Origin of the sequence: Stenotrophobium rhamnosiphilum, assembly GCF_003052265.1 — a bacterium.
GTDB classification, from domain to species: Bacteria; Pseudomonadota; Gammaproteobacteria; order Nevskiales; family Nevskiaceae; genus Stenotrophobium; species Stenotrophobium rhamnosiphilum.
Genome location: NZ_QANS01000004.1, coordinates 123,375 through 142,158, shown reverse-complemented (window position 1 = coordinate 142,158; position 18,784 = coordinate 123,375). Strand labels below are relative to the sequence as shown.

The following is an 18,784-nucleotide window of genomic DNA, read 5'->3' as shown; positions in this document are numbered from 1 at the left end:
AAACGGGTAGTCTCAGGGATAGAGGCTAAGGGGATCCCTGCGGACTATCGTCCTTCGCATCGGTTTCAGCTTCAGGTTCTTCAGGCAGGTCCTTCACGCTGTCAGCACCCCAGGCCGCCGTAAGGCCTTCCGCAGTCATGGACTGTGAAGGCTGAAAAGTTGCGCGTTGATCTGATCTGCCCGCGCGTCGCTGATTGCGGACATTGCCAGATTCGACATGCGGCTCCGTCAATGCAGGCGGCGCAGTTGCCGCTACATCGGACGTTCGCGACGCTCTGCGAAACACATAGCGCTGCCCATCCTTTATGGCGATCAAGGCATCAGCTTCGATAACCTCAACTTTAAAACCCTCGGGCAGCACATCGTTCGTTCTGTAAATCTGCGTCAGTTCTGAGCGCGTATCCAGCAGCCAGGCTTTGGATCGGGTGCTATCGACTTCGAGCAGCGTGCCGACCAGCAGCAAATTCGCAGGCGGCAGCGTGGCGGAAGTCTGGTGAAGACGACTGCCCTGCAGTTCGGCCGAAGTTGGCGTGCTAGCTTGCATCGTCGTCACAAGCTGATCGTTGATCTGCGAGTTTACTGATTCGGCAGACCCTAGCCAGTAACCCAAGCCAACGCCCACCAGTAGTCCAATGGCCAGTGTGATTGCGGTTGAACGAGAGGAAGTATTCATAAGAAAAAGTCGGTCTCAAATGCTTCTGAGACCGTGCAGTCTTTTAATGTTGCGCTATTCCTCTAACTCGCAATTCATAGCAAGATTTTTTCTAGTCTCGCCAAGCGACTTTTTAGCAGTAACCACGAAACTCCCGTCCGTGATCAGACCTCTAGTGGCTGTATTCAATTCTGTAACGTCACCAAAAATCTTGCTGAGGGAATACTTGGTCGCAATTTGGCCAGGTGTCGTCTCACTAAAATCATTCAAGCCAGATAGCGGCGCGAGCTCGTATCGCAAGCTGTTTTCACTTTGAGAACAACCTTCTGGCGTTAGTAATTTGAAACGGATACTACTTAGGTATCGATTCGTGCCCTTTTTTCCAGTTGCTGGAAATGAATTCAGTGCTGATGGGCTCGCGCAAGCATCAATAGAAGCTAATTCGCCAATGATCTCGCCGGCGACCTTGTCCCAAACTACGATCGCTGCGTAACAACTGAATAAGGTCCCATCACGAGGGGCATATCCCAGCACCCAGTTCGCTTCACCTGGGGTCGGCGCATTAGGGGTCATACCCATGGCCATACGGACCAGCTTCTTGTTGTCGAAGGTGATGGTCAGAAGTTTTTTAGATCCGTCATTTGGATTGTCGACGCGGGTGAGCATGGTCATCTTCCCCTTAACGGGATAGACCGTTTGCATTGGATCGGCCTTTGCAATGACGCTAAATGAACTCGCCAGCAGAGCGGCAGCCGTGACGGTCTGAATGATCTTTTTAAACATGAGGGTCTCCTTCTAAAAGTCTGAGAAGGCTGCGCTCTATATGAAAGCTCAACTAGTGGCCTAGACATACTCATGTGTGGATGAATATAAAAAAGCCACCCGGAAGGCGGCTTTTCAAAGGAGACATTGATAGTTCAGTACAGAAGGAGATAAGCGATCAGTCGCTTAATCAAAAGTCGGCCTCAGATCCTTCTGAGACCGTGTGATCTTTTGGTGCTGCGCTATTCCTCTGGCTCGCAATTCATAGCGAGCAGTTTTTTAGCGCTGCCGAGCGGTTTTTTCACATTGACTGAGAAGCTTCCATCTTTGATCAACCCGTGAGTCTCGGTATTCGTTTCTAGGACTTCACCAAAAAGCTGGACAAGGGTCTGCTTCGTCGAGATATGACTAGACGCTTGGAAGCTGTAATCACTCAAGCCAGACAAAGACGCGGGATTGCCGTGCAAACTGTTTTTGCTCTGAGAGCAGCCGCCGGGTGTTACTAATGTGAAAGAAGCAATATCGAGGGATCGCGCCGTGGAATTTTTTCCACGCACAGGAGCCGAAAGGTATAAGCCTGTGCTCTCACAGAGTTTGGCAGTGGCCAATTCGCCATTGATCTCTTCCCTGACTTTGTCCCAGACAACAATGGCAGCCTTACAATTGCTTAGATTCTGATTCACAGGCACAAATCCCAGCACCCAATGCTGCTCATTCAAAGCTGGGATGTCCGGCGGCAGCCCCATGGTCATACGGATCAGCTTCTTGTTATCGAGGGTAATGGTCACCAGCTTTGCTGATCCGCTCGCGGGATTGTTGACGCTAGTGACCATGGTCATCTTCGCCTTAACGGGATAGACCGTTTGAATTGGCGCGTCCGCCGCAATGGCGCTGAATGTACTCGCCAGCAAAATGGCAACTGCGCTGGCCTGAATGATCTTCTTAAACATGAGGGATCTCCTTCTGTCTATTCAGTCAGCGCAGGCTGCGCCCGATTTTCAGGCCCAGCTAGTGGTCTAGACATACTGATATTTGGATCGATATTTCAGAAAAGCTCAGGCTGAAAACGGCTCTTTATTTCGACCCCAGCACCTTGTTCAAGCTCACTTCATGAATCAGATCTAAGCTGTTCTACTACCCATAACGGGTAGTCTCGGGCTGGGATTCCGGACCTATGATCCGGAACACATAAGCGCTTTTACCCCTACAGAAGCACGGCCCGATGCCACATAGCGAAGACAAAACCTATCGCCAGCATGTGACCGAACCCGGTCAGCGGATGCTGCGTCAGGACATTTTGAAGCGGGTCATGTCCGACGTGGCGCCCAACGTGGTCATCCTTCAGGCGCCGGCCGGACACGGAAAATCGACGGTGATGCGGCAGTTGCGCGGAGCCTGCGAAACACGCGGCCTTCAATGCGCTTGGCTGACGCTGGACGAATCCGATAACGATAGCCGTCGCCACGCCAAACATTTGCGACTGATGCTCGACAAGCTCATTCCGCGCTTGAGCGTGAAGGCGTCGCGGGAATTGGATTACTCAGAGTCAGGCAACCAGTTTGAGCAGCGTGCCGATTGGCTCATCGATCGTATGGCGGATAGCGGCGCGGACATGGCGCTGTTTATCGATGACTTTGAATCGATCACGAATCAATCGGTACTCTCCTTCTGGCGTGACTTTCTCTATCGCTGCCCAGACAACGTGCGAGTCTTCGTTGCGACGCGTAATGCAGTTCAAGCAGGCGTAGCACGATTGCTGGTCGCCAATCGCGTGCTCCTCGTGTTGGCAGATGATCTCCGCTTCTCGCAAGCCGAGGTGCGAACTTTCTTCTCGACTGCGGTGGAGTTATCGATCAGCCAAGACGATGTTGATCAAGTTCATCTGCGCACCGAAGGCTGGCCCGCAGCCGTGCAACTGTTCAGGCTCGGGCTTTCAAAGTTGTCTGCACAATCTACTTTGCAGCGCCTGGATAATTACCGCCCACGCGAACTCGCCGAGTATCTAACCGAGTGCGTGTTGTCAGATCAATCAATCGATATCCGATCTTTTCTACTAAGAACCTGCATCCTTAATCGCCTCAACGCGCAGATATGCAATGAACTCAGTGGCCGCTCCGACGCGCAAAGCGTGCTGATCAATTTAGAGCGAGCTGGTCTTTTTGTCAGAGCGATGGACCTCACACAGTCATGGTTCAGCTATCACTCACTTTTTGCTTCCTACCTGAGAGAACAACTGCTCTCTGGCGAGGCCGACACCTATCGCCTGCTGCACGCTCAAGCCGCGCGTTGGTTTTTCAATCACCGCCATTTTCAAGACGCTTTGCATCATGCCGTTGCGGCGAATGATTTATCGCTGGCTGCGGATATCCTTGAGTTATGGTCGGCGGACCTTGTCGCAGATGGCGAAATGTCCATCGCCGAGCGCTGGTTTGATTGCATTCCGCTGGTTGAAATTAAAAAGAGACCTGCCCTACGCTATCGCATCGCTTGGGCGCTGATATTCCTTGGCCGCAGAAGCAAGCTCGCGCAACTTCTCGGCACATCTGATTCGCAAACTGAATATCCAAACGACTCACTTGCGATGCATGCCATGGCATCGATCTGCGCTGACGATATGTCAGGTGCGTTTAAACAGATTGTTGGCGTGGTGAATAAAAGTGGCGACCTTGATCGCTTCGAGGCTTTTGCACTGGCTGCCGCGGCAAACCTCGACGCGTTCCGCAATCTTGTGATCGGCGATCTAGACGAATCACAAAACCGCATCGCCGCCGCCCAAATCTACAATCATCAGGGTTCCGCGATCTTCAGCGGCGGTTATACCTCCTGTTTAGAAGGCGTAAGCCACATCATCAAGGGCCATTTGAAATCAGCGCTTACGGTGCTACGCAGCGGCCTTGCGGATCAGCGTCAGGTTCTCGATTCCGCTTTCGGCTCTGCCCCACTCGCTTCCTGTTACATCTGGGCGCTCTACGAAGCCAATGAATTCGATGTTGCACTCGCTGTGTTTGATGAATATCACGACATGGTGCTTGAATCGGCCATTCCTGATTTCTTTGCAATCAGCATGATCTGCGTATCACGCATCCATGCCGCCTGCGGCAGACGTGAAGAGAGTTTGGCGATTCTGGCAAATGCCGAAGCCATTGCGAATCGAAACTCTTGGCCTCGCGTTGTCCAGCTGTTTAAGAGCGAACGCTTACGCGCAAATTTAACCAGCAACAATCTGCACAACATTCCAAGCCAGCTATCCGCTCTGCGCCAGGCGACGCCGACCATTCCTGCCGATTGGCTGCCGGTTTCAGAGTTGCTGGAAAGCCGAAAGATCAGTTCAGTGCGCGTGTCCATTTACAAAGAACAGTTTGATGAGGCCAGCGCTGAACTTTCTGCACTGCAAACAGACAGACCCGGTTACCTGTACTACTCCATTCGCTTGAGCATTCTTCAAGCGATTGTGTTGAAGAAAAGAGGCCTGGGCCTCGCGAGTCTTCGTCATCTCTCCAGCGCGCTGCGTTCTGCTGAGAGCGACGGTTATATCCGCTTGATACTCGATGAGGGTGAAGCGGTGGTTGATCTGCTGAAAGAGTTAGTTGCTTCCACGGAAGGAGCCGACCCAACACCGATTCTTGCGTTTGCGCGGAAGTTGATCTCGATTGCGCGTGCATCCAGCGATTCACAGATTCTGCCGCCAGAAATTGCACTGATCGACATTGATCAATTCTCCGATAAGGAACAAGAAATTCTGGGTTACCTGAGCGCAAGACTATCGAATCAGGAAATGGCTCAGCGCTCCTGTGTCTCAACCAACACCGTGAAATATCACCTGAAGAACATTTACAGAAAGCTGGATGTCGCGCGTCGCATTGACGCCTACAATCTGCTGCCTCGCCTGCGCTCCAATTCGAACACCACCAAACCCGAGCCGCAGTTGCTGAACTAGATTTTTAAGATTTACCGATGCATGGCCAAGCCATGACACGAAAATAATGATTAGGAGAACGCAATGACTGCCAGTGAAAAGGACCTCAATAGTTTGGTCGCAAGCGCGCGACGTAACCGACTCGCTGATCTCTTATGGCGCAGCGCCGCCAGAACGCCCAACAAGACGGCACTGATCTATAAAGGCATTCGACACAGCTTTTCAGAACTCGATACGGTCGTGAATCGTGTCGCCAACGCTTTCGCCGCACGCGGCATCTCGCGTGGTGATCACGTTGCGATGGTTTCCCATAACAACCATGCCTTCGTCGTCACACGCTTTGCATTGGCGCGTCTTGGTGCCGTGATGGTTCCGATCAATTTCATGCTGAACGCGTCCGAGATCGCATTCATCCTCGACAATGCCGAGGCCAAAGCCGTGGTCGTCGAAGACGCGCTGGTGGCAACAGTTGATGCGGCAATTGCAGAAGCCAAGATGACGATGCGCTTGAAGTGCGTCATCGAAGAGTCTGGCGCTACTGTTCCAAAAGACTGGGAGCCGATATCGATCTTGATGCGGCACGATGACACCAGCGCACCGGATGTTGCTATCGGCGACGACGAAGCTGTTCAACTGCTCTATACCAGCGGAACCGAATCTCGTCCTAAAGGCGCTCTGCTTTCAGCGCGCTCTCTGTATGCACACTATGCGAGTTGCATTGCTGATGGTGAAATGAGCGCGAGCGATATCGAAGTGCACTCACTGCCCCTCTATCACTGCGCCCAGCTTGATTGCTTCCTGACGCCTGATCTCTACATCGGCGCGACCAGCATCATTCTTTCAGCACCCGATCCGGCAAATCTGCTCAAGACGATTGAAGAAGAAGGCGTCACCAAACTGTTCTGTCCACCGACAGTTTGGATCGCGATCCTTCGCCATCCAGACTTTGGTCGACGCAATCTCTCATCGCTGAAGAAAGGTTATTACGGCGCTTCGATCATGCCGATGGAGATCATTAAAGAGATTCACGCAAAGATTCCTGGAATCCGCCTGTTCAATTTCTACGGGCAGACTGAGATGTCACCCGTTGCAACGATCTTGAGCCCAGAAGATCAGATGCGAAAGCTGGGCTCCGCCGGTCGCGCTGCACTGAATGTTGAAACGCGCGTAGTTGATGACAACGATGTGCCGGTTGCTGTCGGCGTCATTGGTGAAATCGTCCATCGCAGCCCGCATGCAACGCTGGGTTATTGGAAAAATCCTGAGAAGACCGCAGAAGCATTCCGCAATGGCTGGTTCCATAGCGGCGATCTCGGCGTGTTTGATGAAGAAGGCTATTTGACTGTCGTTGATCGTAAGAAGGACATGATCAAGACCGGTGGTGAGAATGTTGCCAGCCGTGAAGTTGAAGAAGTGATCTTCCAGCATGCTTCGGTAGCTGAAGTCGCAGTGTTCGGCGTGCCTCATCCGCGTTGGATTGAAGCCGTAATGGCGGTTGTCGTTTTACGATCTGGTGCAGAGTTGTCAGTAGATACGCTGATGACGCATTGCCGCGATCGTCTCGCTGGTTATAAAGCGCCTAAGCACATCGCGATCATCAATCAACTACCGAAGAATGCCAGCGGCAAGATTCTGAAACGAGAACTGAGAGATCGTTACGCAAAGATCAATGAGGAATCATCAGCTAACGCTTAAACAATAAAAGGGCCCTGCGGCCCTTTTATATTTGTACAACAAATTCGATTAAAAACTAGAAACGAAAATTCAAGCTTGCAGAAACGTTGGCTGGCGCGCCGTAGCTTGAGTTGTCGTAGTTATCCAGAATGTAGTACTTGCGATCAAGCAGGTTGCTGCCGTTGAGCTGCAAGGAAAGGCTGGGCGTGAACTGATAGCGTGTCATCAAGTTAACCAGCAAGGCACCTTGCTGATCGACATGCCCTGATGGTGCCGTAGCTGGGTGCGCCAAACTATCAACGTAGCTGCTGCCCTGCCAGTTGGCACCACCACCAATCGTCAATCGACTCCACTCCCCAGCAGGTGACCAAGTCGTGAACAGGCGCACCAAGGTGCGTGGGATATGTGGGTTGACGGCATTGCCATCAGCATCACGCAGGTTGTAGTAAGACCAGCCGAGTGAGAGGTTCCAGCGACGTGCAAGTTCGCCAGCAACTTCTACTTCAAACCCACGCGTGCGTGTTCCATCGATTGCGATTGATGCTTGCTGATTAGGATAGCCAATGACTGGAATTGGGTCACCATTGGAATCGAGGTCTGGCACTGCAACGTTATTCTGACGAGTATCAAAAATGGTCAATGACGTATTCAGTCGACCATTCAAGTGCGTGCCTTTGATACCGGCTTCGACGCTACGACCATCGATGGGGTCGAGATACTTTCCTGAAACATCGCGATTGCCTTGGGGGTTGAAAATTTCCGTATAGCTGCCGAAGACGGAGAAACCCATGCCGACATCACCAACGAGTCCGGCATAAGGAACGAATGGATGCGCACCATAGCTGGCACCTTCGGTTGCCGAGCCTTCTGATTTCCAATTGGTGTAGCGAACTCCAGCAATCAGCTTGAGCGGATCTGCGAGCGAAAGTCGCACAGCTGTGTAGGCACTGCGCTGGGTAGTCACAGCGCTGGTGAAATCGATGTCGTCTGGATTCTCGTTGTACTGCGGCTCTGGATAAGACCCATCCCAATTGTAGAAATTGCCCGGAGTCGCCATTCCCCCATCCACATTGTTCAGATTTCGTCCAGCCTGCGTCAGCCTCGATCCTGAGATGCCTGCAACCAATTCATGCTTGCGTCCAAACAGATTAAATGGACCGCTCGCGTAAACGTCCAAGACATTAAGACGATCAGTCTCGTGTCCAAAGTAAGAGGCAGAAATTACGTCAGGATTGCCGCCTGGGTCTTGGTCGTAGTCCGGACCCAAGTCAAGCCCAAGCCCTGTCACGCGATCAGGAAATCCGCCGAAGTACAGCAGCTTGTACTCACCATCTTTCCAGCGATGCGTAATCGTTGAGCGCAGTGCCCAGCCATTGTCAAAGTCATGCTTGAGTTCTGCGAAGACGCTTTGAGTGCGTTTATTCCAGAACGTCCAGTCAGCAGCCGTAGTGACAGAGCGCGCCCAATCAGTGCGCGTGCCATCGCTAAAGAACATCGGGAATGAGCCCCAAGTATTTCCTCTCGCGCGTGTTTCCTGAAAGTCGTAGCCGACGGACAGCAAAGTTTTAGGTGTGATATCCGCATCCACAATGGCGTAGAACACCGGTTTACGACGGCGATATAAATCCTGATACGACTGGTTGTACTGATACGCACCCACAACACGTGCACGCACGCTGCCGTCTTGCGTGAGTGGCAGTGACAGATCTACGTCACCACGATAGTTATTCCACATACCAGCGCTGAGTCCAGCCTCGCCTTCAAAAGTTTTGCTGTCGGCATGCTTGCGTACGAGATTGACCGACGCTGAGGGGCTACCCGCGCCCGTCATCAAGCCTGTAGCACCACGCACGATCTCGATGCGGTCATACAAGGCGGTGTCGAGGGTATCGTCGATGGAACTTGTGTCTGCAGACATTGCGGTCTGAACACCGTCATACATCAGGTTGTCGATGATGAAACCACGCGACGTGAACAACACGCGCTCAGTGTCCCAAGAGTAGGTGTAAACGCCGTTGGTGTTATCGAGCACATCGCGAATTGAGGTCAGCTTCTGATCTTCCATGCGTTCGCGCGTGATGATCGTGACTGATTGGGGAGTCTCACGCAGGCTCATCGGCAGCTTGGTCGATGCGGCGCTGTCTTTAACGGTATAGCTGGTTTCTGAAGTGCCAGTTACAACGACCGTTGGCAACTGCTGGGCATCGCCCTCGCTCGTCGCCGTTGAATTTTGAGTGTTTGTGTCGGCGCTGCTCTGAGCAACAACCAGCGGCATATGCGTGAATGCCGCGAATGTCGCGGCGACCAGAAGCTTGTTCATAGCTATCCATCTTTATTAAAAGGGATGGCGCTCTGGCTATGACGATCTGGCTGGCAACCGGGTTTTTAGTTCAAATGAGAACTGATCTCATTATACGAAGGACGTCAGTAAGCACGCAAGCGATCAGGTCGCCCTTTCGATCAAGTCGGTCGGCAGTAGTACCGAAGCGGCGGGGTTTCCTTGAATGATTTGCACAAGACGCTCGACCAGAACCGCTCCGGCCAAGCGAGTGTCCTGCCTGACCGTCGTAAGCGCTGGTGAATGGTGAAGTGCGGATGGACTGTCGTCGTAACCGCAGACACTGCATGCGGCAGGCACTTCAATATTACGTTCTCTCATAGCTGCCAACGCACCCATCGCCATCGTGTCGCTGCCTGCGAACAAGGCATCGGGTAATGTCTTTCCGGAATCCAGCCACGCCAGCACTGCATTGCGGCTGGTCATAAAGGAGAGATCAGCAACTTCTAATTGCTCGATGGTTGATCCCCACTCCTGCGCAAAACCGTTGCAACGTTGATCAATCTCGATGTGACCCTTGGGCCCAAGGAACATTGGCCGCTTACGTTTTAGTTTGCGAAATCTCTGCGCGACCAAACGTCCACCCAGCAGATTGTCGCTGCCGACAACACAATAGTTGGCATCGTCTCGATGAGCGCCCCACACAACAAACGGAATGCCGACTTTTGCCAGCGCGCGTAGTTCACTGTGGTGCCCGCTCTGGCCAATAAAAATAATTCCATCAACGCCTTTATTGGCGAGCAGGTTTTCAAAACCACCCGCGTGAGCAGACTGCGGCGAACACCAGAGCACATCTTGCTGACGCGCAGCCAATGCGTTCGCGATATTGCCGAGTAGTTCAAAGTGGAAAGGATCTGAGAGCCGATGTTCTGGTAGCGACGGGAAGTCGATGACCAAGCCAATCGTGTCGGTGCGTCGACGGCGCAGATTCTGTGCGCTGCGATTGACGACGTAGTTGTTGCTGCGCGCAACTTCAAGAATCCGTTTTTTGGTCTCATCCGCGATCAGCGGACTGTCCTGTAGCGCACGGGAAACAGTGGCCTTCGACACGCCGACGAGGCGTGCAATATCGTCCATAGACATGGGGCCTGCATTCTTTTTCACAGGGTCACGTCCGCGGTTCCGAGTCTTTGATTAGTGTCCACTATAGCCAATCTACGCTTCTTTGCAATCGATTGCAAAAGTGATTAGAGTGCCGCCATGTTGAATCCTGCACTCATTCCCGCAACCGGATTTCCGGAGCCTGCTTCCCACCTCTCTCAAGAGGCGCAGCAGTATTTTCGTGATGTGTTTTCGCGTGCGGAACGCGACGCCATGTGCCTACCAACGGTAGAAGACGTCGATGGTTGGCAGCAGCGCAATACAGCAGAAATGCGCAAGCGCGAACCGATGAATGCTCGCCTGCTTGAGCACTACGCCGCTGATGTTCAAACGATCCAGCTAGGCGGTGTCACGGTCAGCGATATTCGCCCCAAGCGCGGTGCCATCGCTGGCAAGGTTCTGCTTTATACACACGGCGGCGGTTTCGTTGGTGGCGCCTCACACGATGCATTGGACAGCACGCTGCCGCTTGCCGAAGAAACCGGCCTGCGCATCGTATCGATCGATTACACACCTGCGCCGAAAGCAGATCACACGTTCATCGGCGAACAGGTTCTTGCCGTGCTGACCGCACTCTATGCAGAAGGCTTTTTGCCTAGCGATATCGCCATCTACGGAGATTCTGCTGGCGCCACTATTGCTGCGTCCGCAATGCTAAGAGCACGTGACCGCGGCGTGCCTCTCCCAGCCGGATTAGTCCTATGGTCACCGTTGGCAGATATGACTTGCAGCGGCGATAGCTATCTCACACTGGCCGACTCCGAGCCGTTCTACAAAGAAACATTCCTCGCTACCGGCGCCCGTTGCTACGCCGGGAAAAGCAGTCTGACTGATCCCCTGGTTTCCATTCTGTTCGCTGATTACGCGCCAGGCTTTCTGCCGACGCTGATCCAGTGCGGAACGCGTGAACTGTTGTTAAGCGATTCCATTCGCCTTCATCGCCGCATGCTTGATAACGGTGTCGATGCAGAACTTCAGATTTATGACGGTCTTTGGCACGTCTTCCAGTTCAAGCCGGTTAATTCTCCTGAGGCCGCACTGGCCCGGGCTCGCACCGGCGAATTCCTGCTCCGCCAACTCGGCGTCCTCTAACGACTTTCCTTCAAACGAATAATTACGGCCAAAAATGAAATCGATTGCAGAAGTACATGGATGGAAGCTACGCGCACTCATGGCCGTCACGGAGTTGCTGGCACGATTTGGCGTGAGCGCGGCATCAGCCAAAGCAATGAACATGCCTCTGGAACGTCGCGCCGCAGTTGTTCCTGCGCCATGGATGCTGCTGCCGATGCCAGAAACAACCATCGCGCGTTCTACGTTGGCGGCACGCGGCGGTGCGATTCCGATCAAACGTTTTCTTCCGCATATACGCAAGCCATCGGCAACACCCATCTTGTTCATTCATGGTGGCGGATGGATTGCTGGCGGTGTCGATTCTCTGGACTACCTCTGCACCAATCTCTGCGACCGACTCGGCACTGAAGTCACCGCTGTCGGCTATCGACTCGCACCCGAGCATCCCTTCCCTGCCGCACTGGAAGATTGCGAAGACGCTTTGGACGAGTTGCTGAAGCAATATTCCGTTGTTGATGTTGTCGGCGATAGCGCGGGTGGCAATCTGACCGCCGCACTCAATCTGCGCATGCGTGGCCGTGGCGTGATTCGCCGCCAAGTGTTGATCTATGCCTTCCTCGATCTGACGATGGCATCGCATTCGATTGATCCACCACGTCACGGCATGTCGCGTCGTGATGCCGCTGCAATCATTGAAAAATATCGCGGTGCGGCGGCGGTTGATGATCCGCTTGTCTCGCCATTGTTTGCATCAGATCTGAGTGGCCTGCCACCCACCGTCATCGTGACCGCAGATGCGGACCCTCTGCGTGATGACGGCATCCGCTACGCCGATCGCCTGCGTGAAGCCGGCGTGAAAGTGCGCCTCGAAAATTACATAGGAATGCCACACGCATTCCTGTCGATCGCCAGCCTCTGCCCGGCTGCGCCTGTGTGCATCGACATGTTGGTAACTGAACTACAAGCCTGATCAAAGTCATCAGGCACACCTTTGAATTGAGTGTGAGGAGAATATCGTGTCAAAACAATACAAGAAGTCGCTGGTGCCAATGACGGCCTTGAAGATCGGGCTCTGCATGCTCGTCGCTATGCCCATGCATGCCACTGCGCAAGAGCAACCAAGCCAGTCACCTGCGGCGCAAAATGGTGAAGCGTCGCAGAACGAGCTGTTCGATGAATTACTAAGCTCGACAGAACCTTCTGCACCGACTCAAACCGAAGAGCCTGTCGCGACACCAGAGCCAGCAACGTCGGCAGCGCAACCTGATCCAACAGCGACGGCAATTGACGAAGTACTGCCGACCATCGCAGCGCCGCAAAAGTCTGAATCGACGCAGGCGCTCAAGGCCCCACCATCACATGCACAGATCGAAGAAGTCGTCGTCACCGCAACCAAGCGCGCAGAAAATGTTCGCGATATTCCGGCCAGCATCACGGCGCTCTCCGGCGAAGAACTTGAGCAGCGCGGCGCGCAAGACACTGCCGACATCGTCAAACTCGTTCCAGGTGTAAACCTCACCTCCACCGGCGACAGCCCTGCACGCGTAACGATTCGCGGCATCGCGTCTGATATCGGCACCAGTTCGACCACGGGTATTTTGTTCGGTAACGTTTCGTTCAGCGACGGCTACGCGCCGATCCTCTCACTCGATCCCAATCCGTTTGATATGGCATCGGTTGAAGTTCTGAAAGGTCCGCAAGGCACGCTGTTTGGCGCCTCTGCTTTGAACGGCGCAGTTCGTTATGTGCCGACACTTCCGCGCTTCGGTCAATACGAAGTGAAATGGTTTGGACAGTACACCTCGATCAAAGAAGGCGATGCTGCGCCAACGTATGGTGCAGCGGTCAACCTTCCCTTGTATGAAGATTCACTCGCACTGCGCGTGATGGCCTTCGATCGCATAGCGCCAGGCTTCATCGACAACACGCGCATTCCAAAAAAAGACACCAACCAAACCGATCAGAAAGGCGCACGCGCGTTGCTTGGCTGGCACCCTAGCGAAGCGTGGGACGTGTTGCTGACGACGGCTTATCAGCAGACCAAACTTCAGGACGTCGGCACTGCCGATAACGATCAAGGTCGCCTCGTCACCAACGATCGTGCACGCGTCAGCCCGAACACCACCAAGTATTGGATGGGCGATTTTTCCGTGACCTACAGCGGTGAATGGGCGCAGTTTGTATCGGACACGTCTTACATCTACAAAGCCGGCAATAACTTCTTCGACGCAACCTCGCGCACGGCCGGAAAGAATCCTCCGCTTTCACTCATTGCACAGCAATACACTGGAGACTCCGACACCTTCGGACAAGAATTTCGTCTGGTCTCAGTCGACAATCCTGATAGCTCTTGGAAATGGGTCACTGGCGTATTCGCATGGCAGCAGAGCCTCAGAAATAAGCTGACTGTGCCGCTGGCCATAGACGTGGCGCCGCTTGCAACGATCCTCGATGCACTGAGCCTGACGCCGCTGAGTTCACTGTTCTCGGAGACCGGCTCACCAATCGTCGTGCAGACCGCGGCCGATGTGCGGATACGCGAGCTCGCATTATTCGGCGATCTCACACGTCGATTGGGTGATAGCGTCGAAATCGCTTTAGGCGGTCGTTTGTATCGCACCTCTTCTGGCGGTCAGAACGTACAGTCCGGCGTCTACGTCCTCGCGCAGCAAGGTAGCTCGCCTTACGTAGTCGAAGGTGAAGTCAAAGAAAAAGGCTTCAGTCCGAAAGCGTCTATCACTTGGCACATCAACGAAGATATTCTCGCTTACGGTCTCGTCTCAAAGGGCTTCCGCGTCGGCGGCATCCAGACCGGCCTGACCAGTTCTATCATTCCCTCCACCTCGCCGAAGATTTTTAAATCGGACACGCTTTGGAATTACGAAGCCGGTCTTCGCACGCAGTTTCTCGACAACACACTGCGCGTCGATCTGACCGGATTCATGGTCGACTGGAAAAATCCACAGAGTCTTCAGCCTGACGCTTCTGGCCTTACCGTCTTCATCACTAATGTTGGCGGGGTGAAAAGCCGAGGTGGTGATTTGTCTGTGCAGTATCTGTTCCCTTGGCAAGGTCTGATGTTCACCACCGCCGTTTCTTACGCGGATACGGTGACAACCAAAGACTTCACCACCGCTACTGGCGATGTTTATCCAGTCGGCACAACTTGGCCATTAGCACCAAAGTGGCAGACCTCATCAAACCTCTCGTTCATGCGCCCGATTGGCGACTGGACCGTCGGTGGCTTCGCCACCTACACAACGCTTGGATCAGCCGTACCGGTTTTCGGCGGACACAAGGTGTTCGGTTATAAACAAGTTGATTTGCAGCTCAGCGTTTCTAACGAGCAATACAAGTGGCTGCCGCAGATCGCGCTGATCGTGAACAACCTGACGGATGAACGCGGTCTCACCAACGCTTTCACATCGGGCATTCCAACACCGGAGCTGGCGGCAGAGGAGTATTACTACATCACGCCGCGTGCACTCACCTTGCGTTTAAGCGGTCGCTTCGGTGATTAGGACTACAAGCATGCTCACTAACCCCGCCATCACGATCTCAGACTCACGTAGCGAACGCATGCGTGCCAGCTCTCTCGCTCGTGCAGAGCTCACTGTTCGCGAACGCGAAGTGCTGGGTCTCGCTGGCCAAGGGCTGTCGAACAAAGGAATCGCCCAGACGCTCGGCATTTCATCCGGCACCGTTACTTGGCATCTCAAGAACTGCTACCAGAAATATGGTGTGAGCACTCGCGAACAAGCACTCAAACAAGCAAGACTGCAGGAACAAATAAAACCCGTCGTCACTTCGATCTGCACATGCGGTCGTGTGCATACACTATGGGAGCCCACGTCGGCAGATGCACCGTGGAAAGCCGGAGAACAAGCGTGACACAGAAACAAAAACTCAAAGGCGTTCGTCTGCGCTCGCTTTACGCGATGTTCCGCTTCTTGCGTTGGCTGGGCCTTGGTGGCAGCGTAGAAAAATCTGTCGCTCAACCACTGGCCGTTCGCAACGCCATGCGTGCAGCCAACTGGATGACGCTGCCACTGCCCGCAGATGTCACTCAGGTCAGAAGCACAATTCAAGGACGCTCAGGTCCGATCAATCTCAAAACCTATCTGCCACCCAAGCTCAATCCAAACTGCCCACGTGTGCTGTTCCTTCATGGCGGCGGATGGATTCACGGCGGACTCGAGACACTCGATCATCTGTGTGCAAGTGTGAGCCGCCAAGCGCAATGCATGATCGTGTCAGTCGATTATCGACTCGCACCTGAAACACCCTTCCCCGGTGGACTTGAAGATTGCGACGACGCCATCCAATGGCTCGCAAACGACTCAACCCTGGGGCCGATGCCGTCTGCCGGAATCGCCATCATGGGTGAAAGCGCAGGCGGCAATCTTGCTGCGGCGCTGACCGTCATATGCGCACGCCGCGGCCATCCTTTCATTACGCACCAAACGCTGATCTATCCCGCGCTCGATGCAACGCTGTCAGGCGAATCATGGGCGAGCATCGATCAGCCGGGACTTGAAAAGGAAAATGGCAGGCGTCTGATGGAAATGTATCGCGGCAACGCAGAACTTACCGATCCACTGATATCACCCTGGTTCGCAGAGAATCCATCATCACTGCCACCAGCACTGATCATCACCGCCGATATCGATCCGCTACGCGACGATGGCGCGCGCTATGCACGCAAGCTTTCCGACGCTGGCGTACGCACGCGCTACATCAACTATCTGCGCATGCCACACGGCTTCTTCTTCATCCCTCGCCTCGCCTATGCTGCTAAAGAAGGCATCAACGAGATCAGCAACGAAATTTCGGCGCTAGCCAAATAATAGTTTTAATCAATAAAAAAAGGGCCTGACGGCCCTTTTTTATTGAAGCAGCAGTCGATTACTTTTTCTCATCACGCTCAACAGAACGCGCAAAGTCGAGAATTTCTTTAGCGACGGCTTCAGGATCATCAAACATCGGATTGTGTCCGCAGCCCTTCAGTACACCGTGAGTCTTCAGTCCCAGCGCATCGAGTAAAGGCTGGCCACATTCATCGAAACGCAGCGTTGTATCTTTTTCGCACCAGACCACTCGCAACGGAACCTTGTTGTCGGCAGGCAGCGGCTTCATCGGACTTAAATCTGCATCCAGAAACTCTTCGATGATCGTCATTTTCTTGACGCGAGTGAGCCTGTCTTTCACGACCGCGTATGGGGCGCGATCACCATTTTGCATGTCTCCTGCAAGAATCATTTTTCTAAGTCGAGGGAAACGAGCCGCAAACAATACGAGTGGAATTACGTATGGTAAGACTTTGAGGATCAGACGAGATTTTTTCTTAAACTCGACCGTCACTTGTCCGTCACGAAAGCCGCCTGCAGGAGAAAGACCCATCGCTGAGCGCGCGATGCCACGTCGTGCCATTTCGAGCGCAGCCCAACCACCGAGCGATTGACCGACAAAATGAGCTTGCGTGATGCCGCGTTCACGAAGTTGTTTTTCAAGCAAATCAAAAATAGCTTTGGGACTGCCAGGCTCATTTATTGGGAGTCCACCAATGTGACCCGGCAACGTTGGCGCAATGATGCGGTAATGCGGCTCCAACAATTTCAGGATTGGAATCCATACGCGCCAGGTTTCGGTGAATCCATGCACGAGAACCATGATTTCACCTGAGCCGCCCTCGTAGACTTCAGGAAATGGCAGCGTAGTTTCGACTGTGAGCATGTGTTCTCCCTACTTCATCGTCGGCATTGCAAACTCAGCGCCGCTACGTACTGTCGGCCATCGCTGCGTGAGTGCTTTGTGTCGCGTGTAGAAACGAACCGACTCAGGGCCGTGCGCATGGTGATCCCCAAACAGGCTGCGCTTCCAACCGCCAAAGCTGTGGAAAGCCATTGGCACGGGAATCGGCACGTTGATACCGACCATGCCGACTTTCACGCGATGACCAAATTCACGTGCTGTGCCGCCATCGCGCGTAAAGATTGCTACGCCGTTACCAAATTCGTTGTCGTTGATCAGATCAAGTGCAGTGGCGAAGTCCGGCACGCGGACAACCGCAAGCACAGGCCCAAAGATTTCTTCCTTGTAAATCTTCATGTCGCGCTTCACGTGATCAAACAGCGTTCCGCCAACGAAGAAACCATTTTCAAGACCAGCAACGCTAATCCCGCGGCCATCCACGACCAGTTCTGCGCCTTCGGCAACGCCTGCATCGATATAGCCGACAACCTTGTCACGATGAACGCCGGTGACCAGCGGGCCCATTTCTGCTTTTGGATTCATACCCTGATCAATGACCAATGCACGTGTGCGTTCAGCGAGCATGGCGACCAACTTGTCTGCGATATCGCCAACGGCAACGGCAACCGAGATCGCCATGCAACGTTCACCCGCTGAGCCATAAGCTGCGCCCATCAACGCATCGACGGTTACATCAAGATCAGCATCAGGCATCACCACCATATGATTCTTGGCGCCGCCCAGTGCCTGCACGCGCTTACCTTGGGCAGTACCGGTGCCGTAAATGTATTGCGCGATTGGCGTGGAGCCGACGAAGCTGATGGCCTCAACTTTCGGATTATTCAACAGCGCGTCGACTGCTTCCTTGTCGCCATGAACGACGTTGAAGACGCCCTTTGGCAAGCCGGCCTGCGTGAGCAGATCAGCGATCAACAAGCTGGCGGACGGATCACGCTCAGAAGGCTTGAGTACGAAGGTGTTTCCGCAAGCGATAGCCATCGGAATCATCCACATCGGCACCATCACTGGAAAATTGAATGGCGTGATGCCCGCACATACGCCCAAAGGCTGACGGATGGTCCAAGCGTCAATGCCACCTGCAACCTGCTCGGTGAATTCGCCTTTGAGTAGCTGAGGAATGCCACAAGCGAATTCCACAACTTCCAATCCGCGCGTCACTTCACCCTGTGCGTCTGAGAATACTTTGCCGTGCTCGCGAACAATGATGGCGGCGAGTTCATCGCGGTGCTTTTCCAGCAGTTCTTTGAACTTGAACATCACACGTGAGCGCTTCAGTGGCGAAGTCTCAGCCCAAGCAGGGAATGCTGCATAAGCGGCTTCAACGGCGCGATCAACTTCAGCGGTGCTAGCCAAAGGAACCGTAGCAGACACCTGGCCCGTGGATGGATTGAACACCGGTGCGCTGCGATCTGAAACGCTCGCGACGAATTCGCCATTGATGTAGTGCTGTAGCGCAGCCGTATCGGCAGCGCCTTTTAGAATAGATGACATTTGT

General features: G+C 53.6%; 14 protein-coding genes. 7 read left to right on the top strand and 7 right to left on the bottom strand.

From position 1 onward, the window contains the following. Window positions 1–25: 25 nt before the first annotated feature. The 3 genes from CJD38_RS11445 to CJD38_RS11435 all read right to left on the bottom strand — a co-directional run bounded on the left by CJD38_RS11445 (window position 26) and on the right by CJD38_RS11435 (window position 2,364). The gene (locus CJD38_RS11445) at window positions 26–673 is read right to left on the bottom strand and encodes a hypothetical protein (RefSeq protein WP_107940498.1); all 648 of its coding nucleotides are present in this window, start codon (window positions 671–673) and stop codon (window positions 26–28) included. 54 nt (window positions 674–727) lie between these two features. Beyond that, window positions 728–1,435 (bottom strand): hypothetical protein, encoded by a 708-nt coding sequence (locus tag CJD38_RS11440; protein ID WP_107940497.1) that lies wholly within the window; start codon window positions 1,433–1,435, stop codon window positions 728–730. 221 nt (window positions 1,436–1,656) lie between these two features. Further along, window positions 1,657–2,364 carry a hypothetical protein gene (locus tag CJD38_RS11435; RefSeq protein WP_107940496.1) on the bottom strand — a complete coding sequence of 236 codons (708 nt, stop codon included), beginning with the start codon at window positions 2,362–2,364 and terminating at the stop codon, window positions 1,657–1,659. 272 nt (window positions 2,365–2,636) lie between these two features. On the opposite strand from CJD38_RS11435, the gene CJD38_RS11430 reads away from it, so the two are divergent. Both CJD38_RS11430 and CJD38_RS11425 read left to right on the top strand, forming a co-directional pair. Continuing rightward, on the top strand, window positions 2,637–5,351 hold the full coding sequence (locus CJD38_RS11430) for a winged helix-turn-helix domain-containing protein (protein WP_107940495.1): 2,715 nt from the start codon (window positions 2,637–2,639) through the stop codon (window positions 5,349–5,351). A gap of 63 nt (window positions 5,352–5,414) precedes the next feature. Beyond that, entirely contained in the window at window positions 5,415–7,025 is a 1,611-nt protein-coding gene (locus CJD38_RS11425; protein WP_107940494.1) for an acyl-CoA synthetase, read from the top strand. 55 nt (window positions 7,026–7,080) lie between these two features. On the opposite strand, the gene CJD38_RS11420 is transcribed toward CJD38_RS11425, so the two are convergent. Beyond that, window positions 7,081–9,324, bottom strand: a complete 2,244-nt coding sequence (locus tag CJD38_RS11420; protein WP_107940493.1) for a TonB-dependent siderophore receptor — start codon at window positions 9,322–9,324, stop codon at window positions 7,081–7,083. A gap of 123 nt (window positions 9,325–9,447) precedes the next feature. Further along, window positions 9,448–10,425, bottom strand: coding sequence for a LacI family DNA-binding transcriptional regulator (locus CJD38_RS11415; protein WP_107940492.1), 978 nt, complete (start codon window positions 10,423–10,425; stop codon window positions 9,448–9,450). Window positions 10,426–10,542: 117 nt separating this feature from the next. Between CJD38_RS11415 and CJD38_RS11410 the strand changes: the two genes are divergently transcribed. The 5 genes from CJD38_RS11410 to CJD38_RS11390 are packed head-to-tail and all read left to right on the top strand — an operon-like array spanning window position 10,543 to window position 16,364. Beyond that, window positions 10,543–11,535 (top strand): alpha/beta hydrolase, encoded by a 993-nt coding sequence (locus CJD38_RS11410; RefSeq protein WP_107940491.1) that lies wholly within the window; start codon window positions 10,543–10,545, stop codon window positions 11,533–11,535. Between the two features lie 34 nt (window positions 11,536–11,569). After that, window positions 11,570–12,487 carry an alpha/beta hydrolase gene (locus CJD38_RS11405; protein ID WP_107940490.1) on the top strand — a complete coding sequence of 306 codons (918 nt, stop codon included), beginning with the start codon at window positions 11,570–11,572 and terminating at the stop codon, window positions 12,485–12,487. A 46-nt stretch (window positions 12,488–12,533) separates the two neighbouring features. Further along, window positions 12,534–15,038, top strand: coding sequence for a TonB-dependent receptor (locus CJD38_RS11400; protein WP_107940489.1), 2,505 nt, complete (start codon window positions 12,534–12,536; stop codon window positions 15,036–15,038). A gap of 10 nt (window positions 15,039–15,048) precedes the next feature. Next, entirely contained in the window at window positions 15,049–15,408 is a 360-nt protein-coding gene (locus CJD38_RS11395) for a response regulator transcription factor (protein WP_107940488.1), read from the top strand. Further along, complete coding sequence (locus CJD38_RS11390; protein WP_161554218.1) at window positions 15,405–16,364, top strand: alpha/beta hydrolase; 960 nt, start codon at window positions 15,405–15,407, stop codon at window positions 16,362–16,364. Before CJD38_RS11395 ends, CJD38_RS11390 begins: the two co-directional genes overlap by 4 nt. Window positions 16,365–16,422: 58 nt before the next feature. Here CJD38_RS11390 and CJD38_RS11385 read toward each other — a convergent pair whose 3' ends face one another. Further along, complete coding sequence (locus CJD38_RS11385; RefSeq protein WP_107940486.1) at window positions 16,423–17,250, bottom strand: alpha/beta fold hydrolase; 828 nt, start codon at window positions 17,248–17,250, stop codon at window positions 16,423–16,425. 9 nt (window positions 17,251–17,259) lie between these two features. Next, a complete protein-coding gene (locus CJD38_RS11380; protein ID WP_107940485.1) occupies window positions 17,260–18,780 on the bottom strand; it encodes a CoA-acylating methylmalonate-semialdehyde dehydrogenase in 1,521 nt (506 codons plus the stop codon). Window positions 18,781–18,784 lie beyond the last annotated feature (4 nt).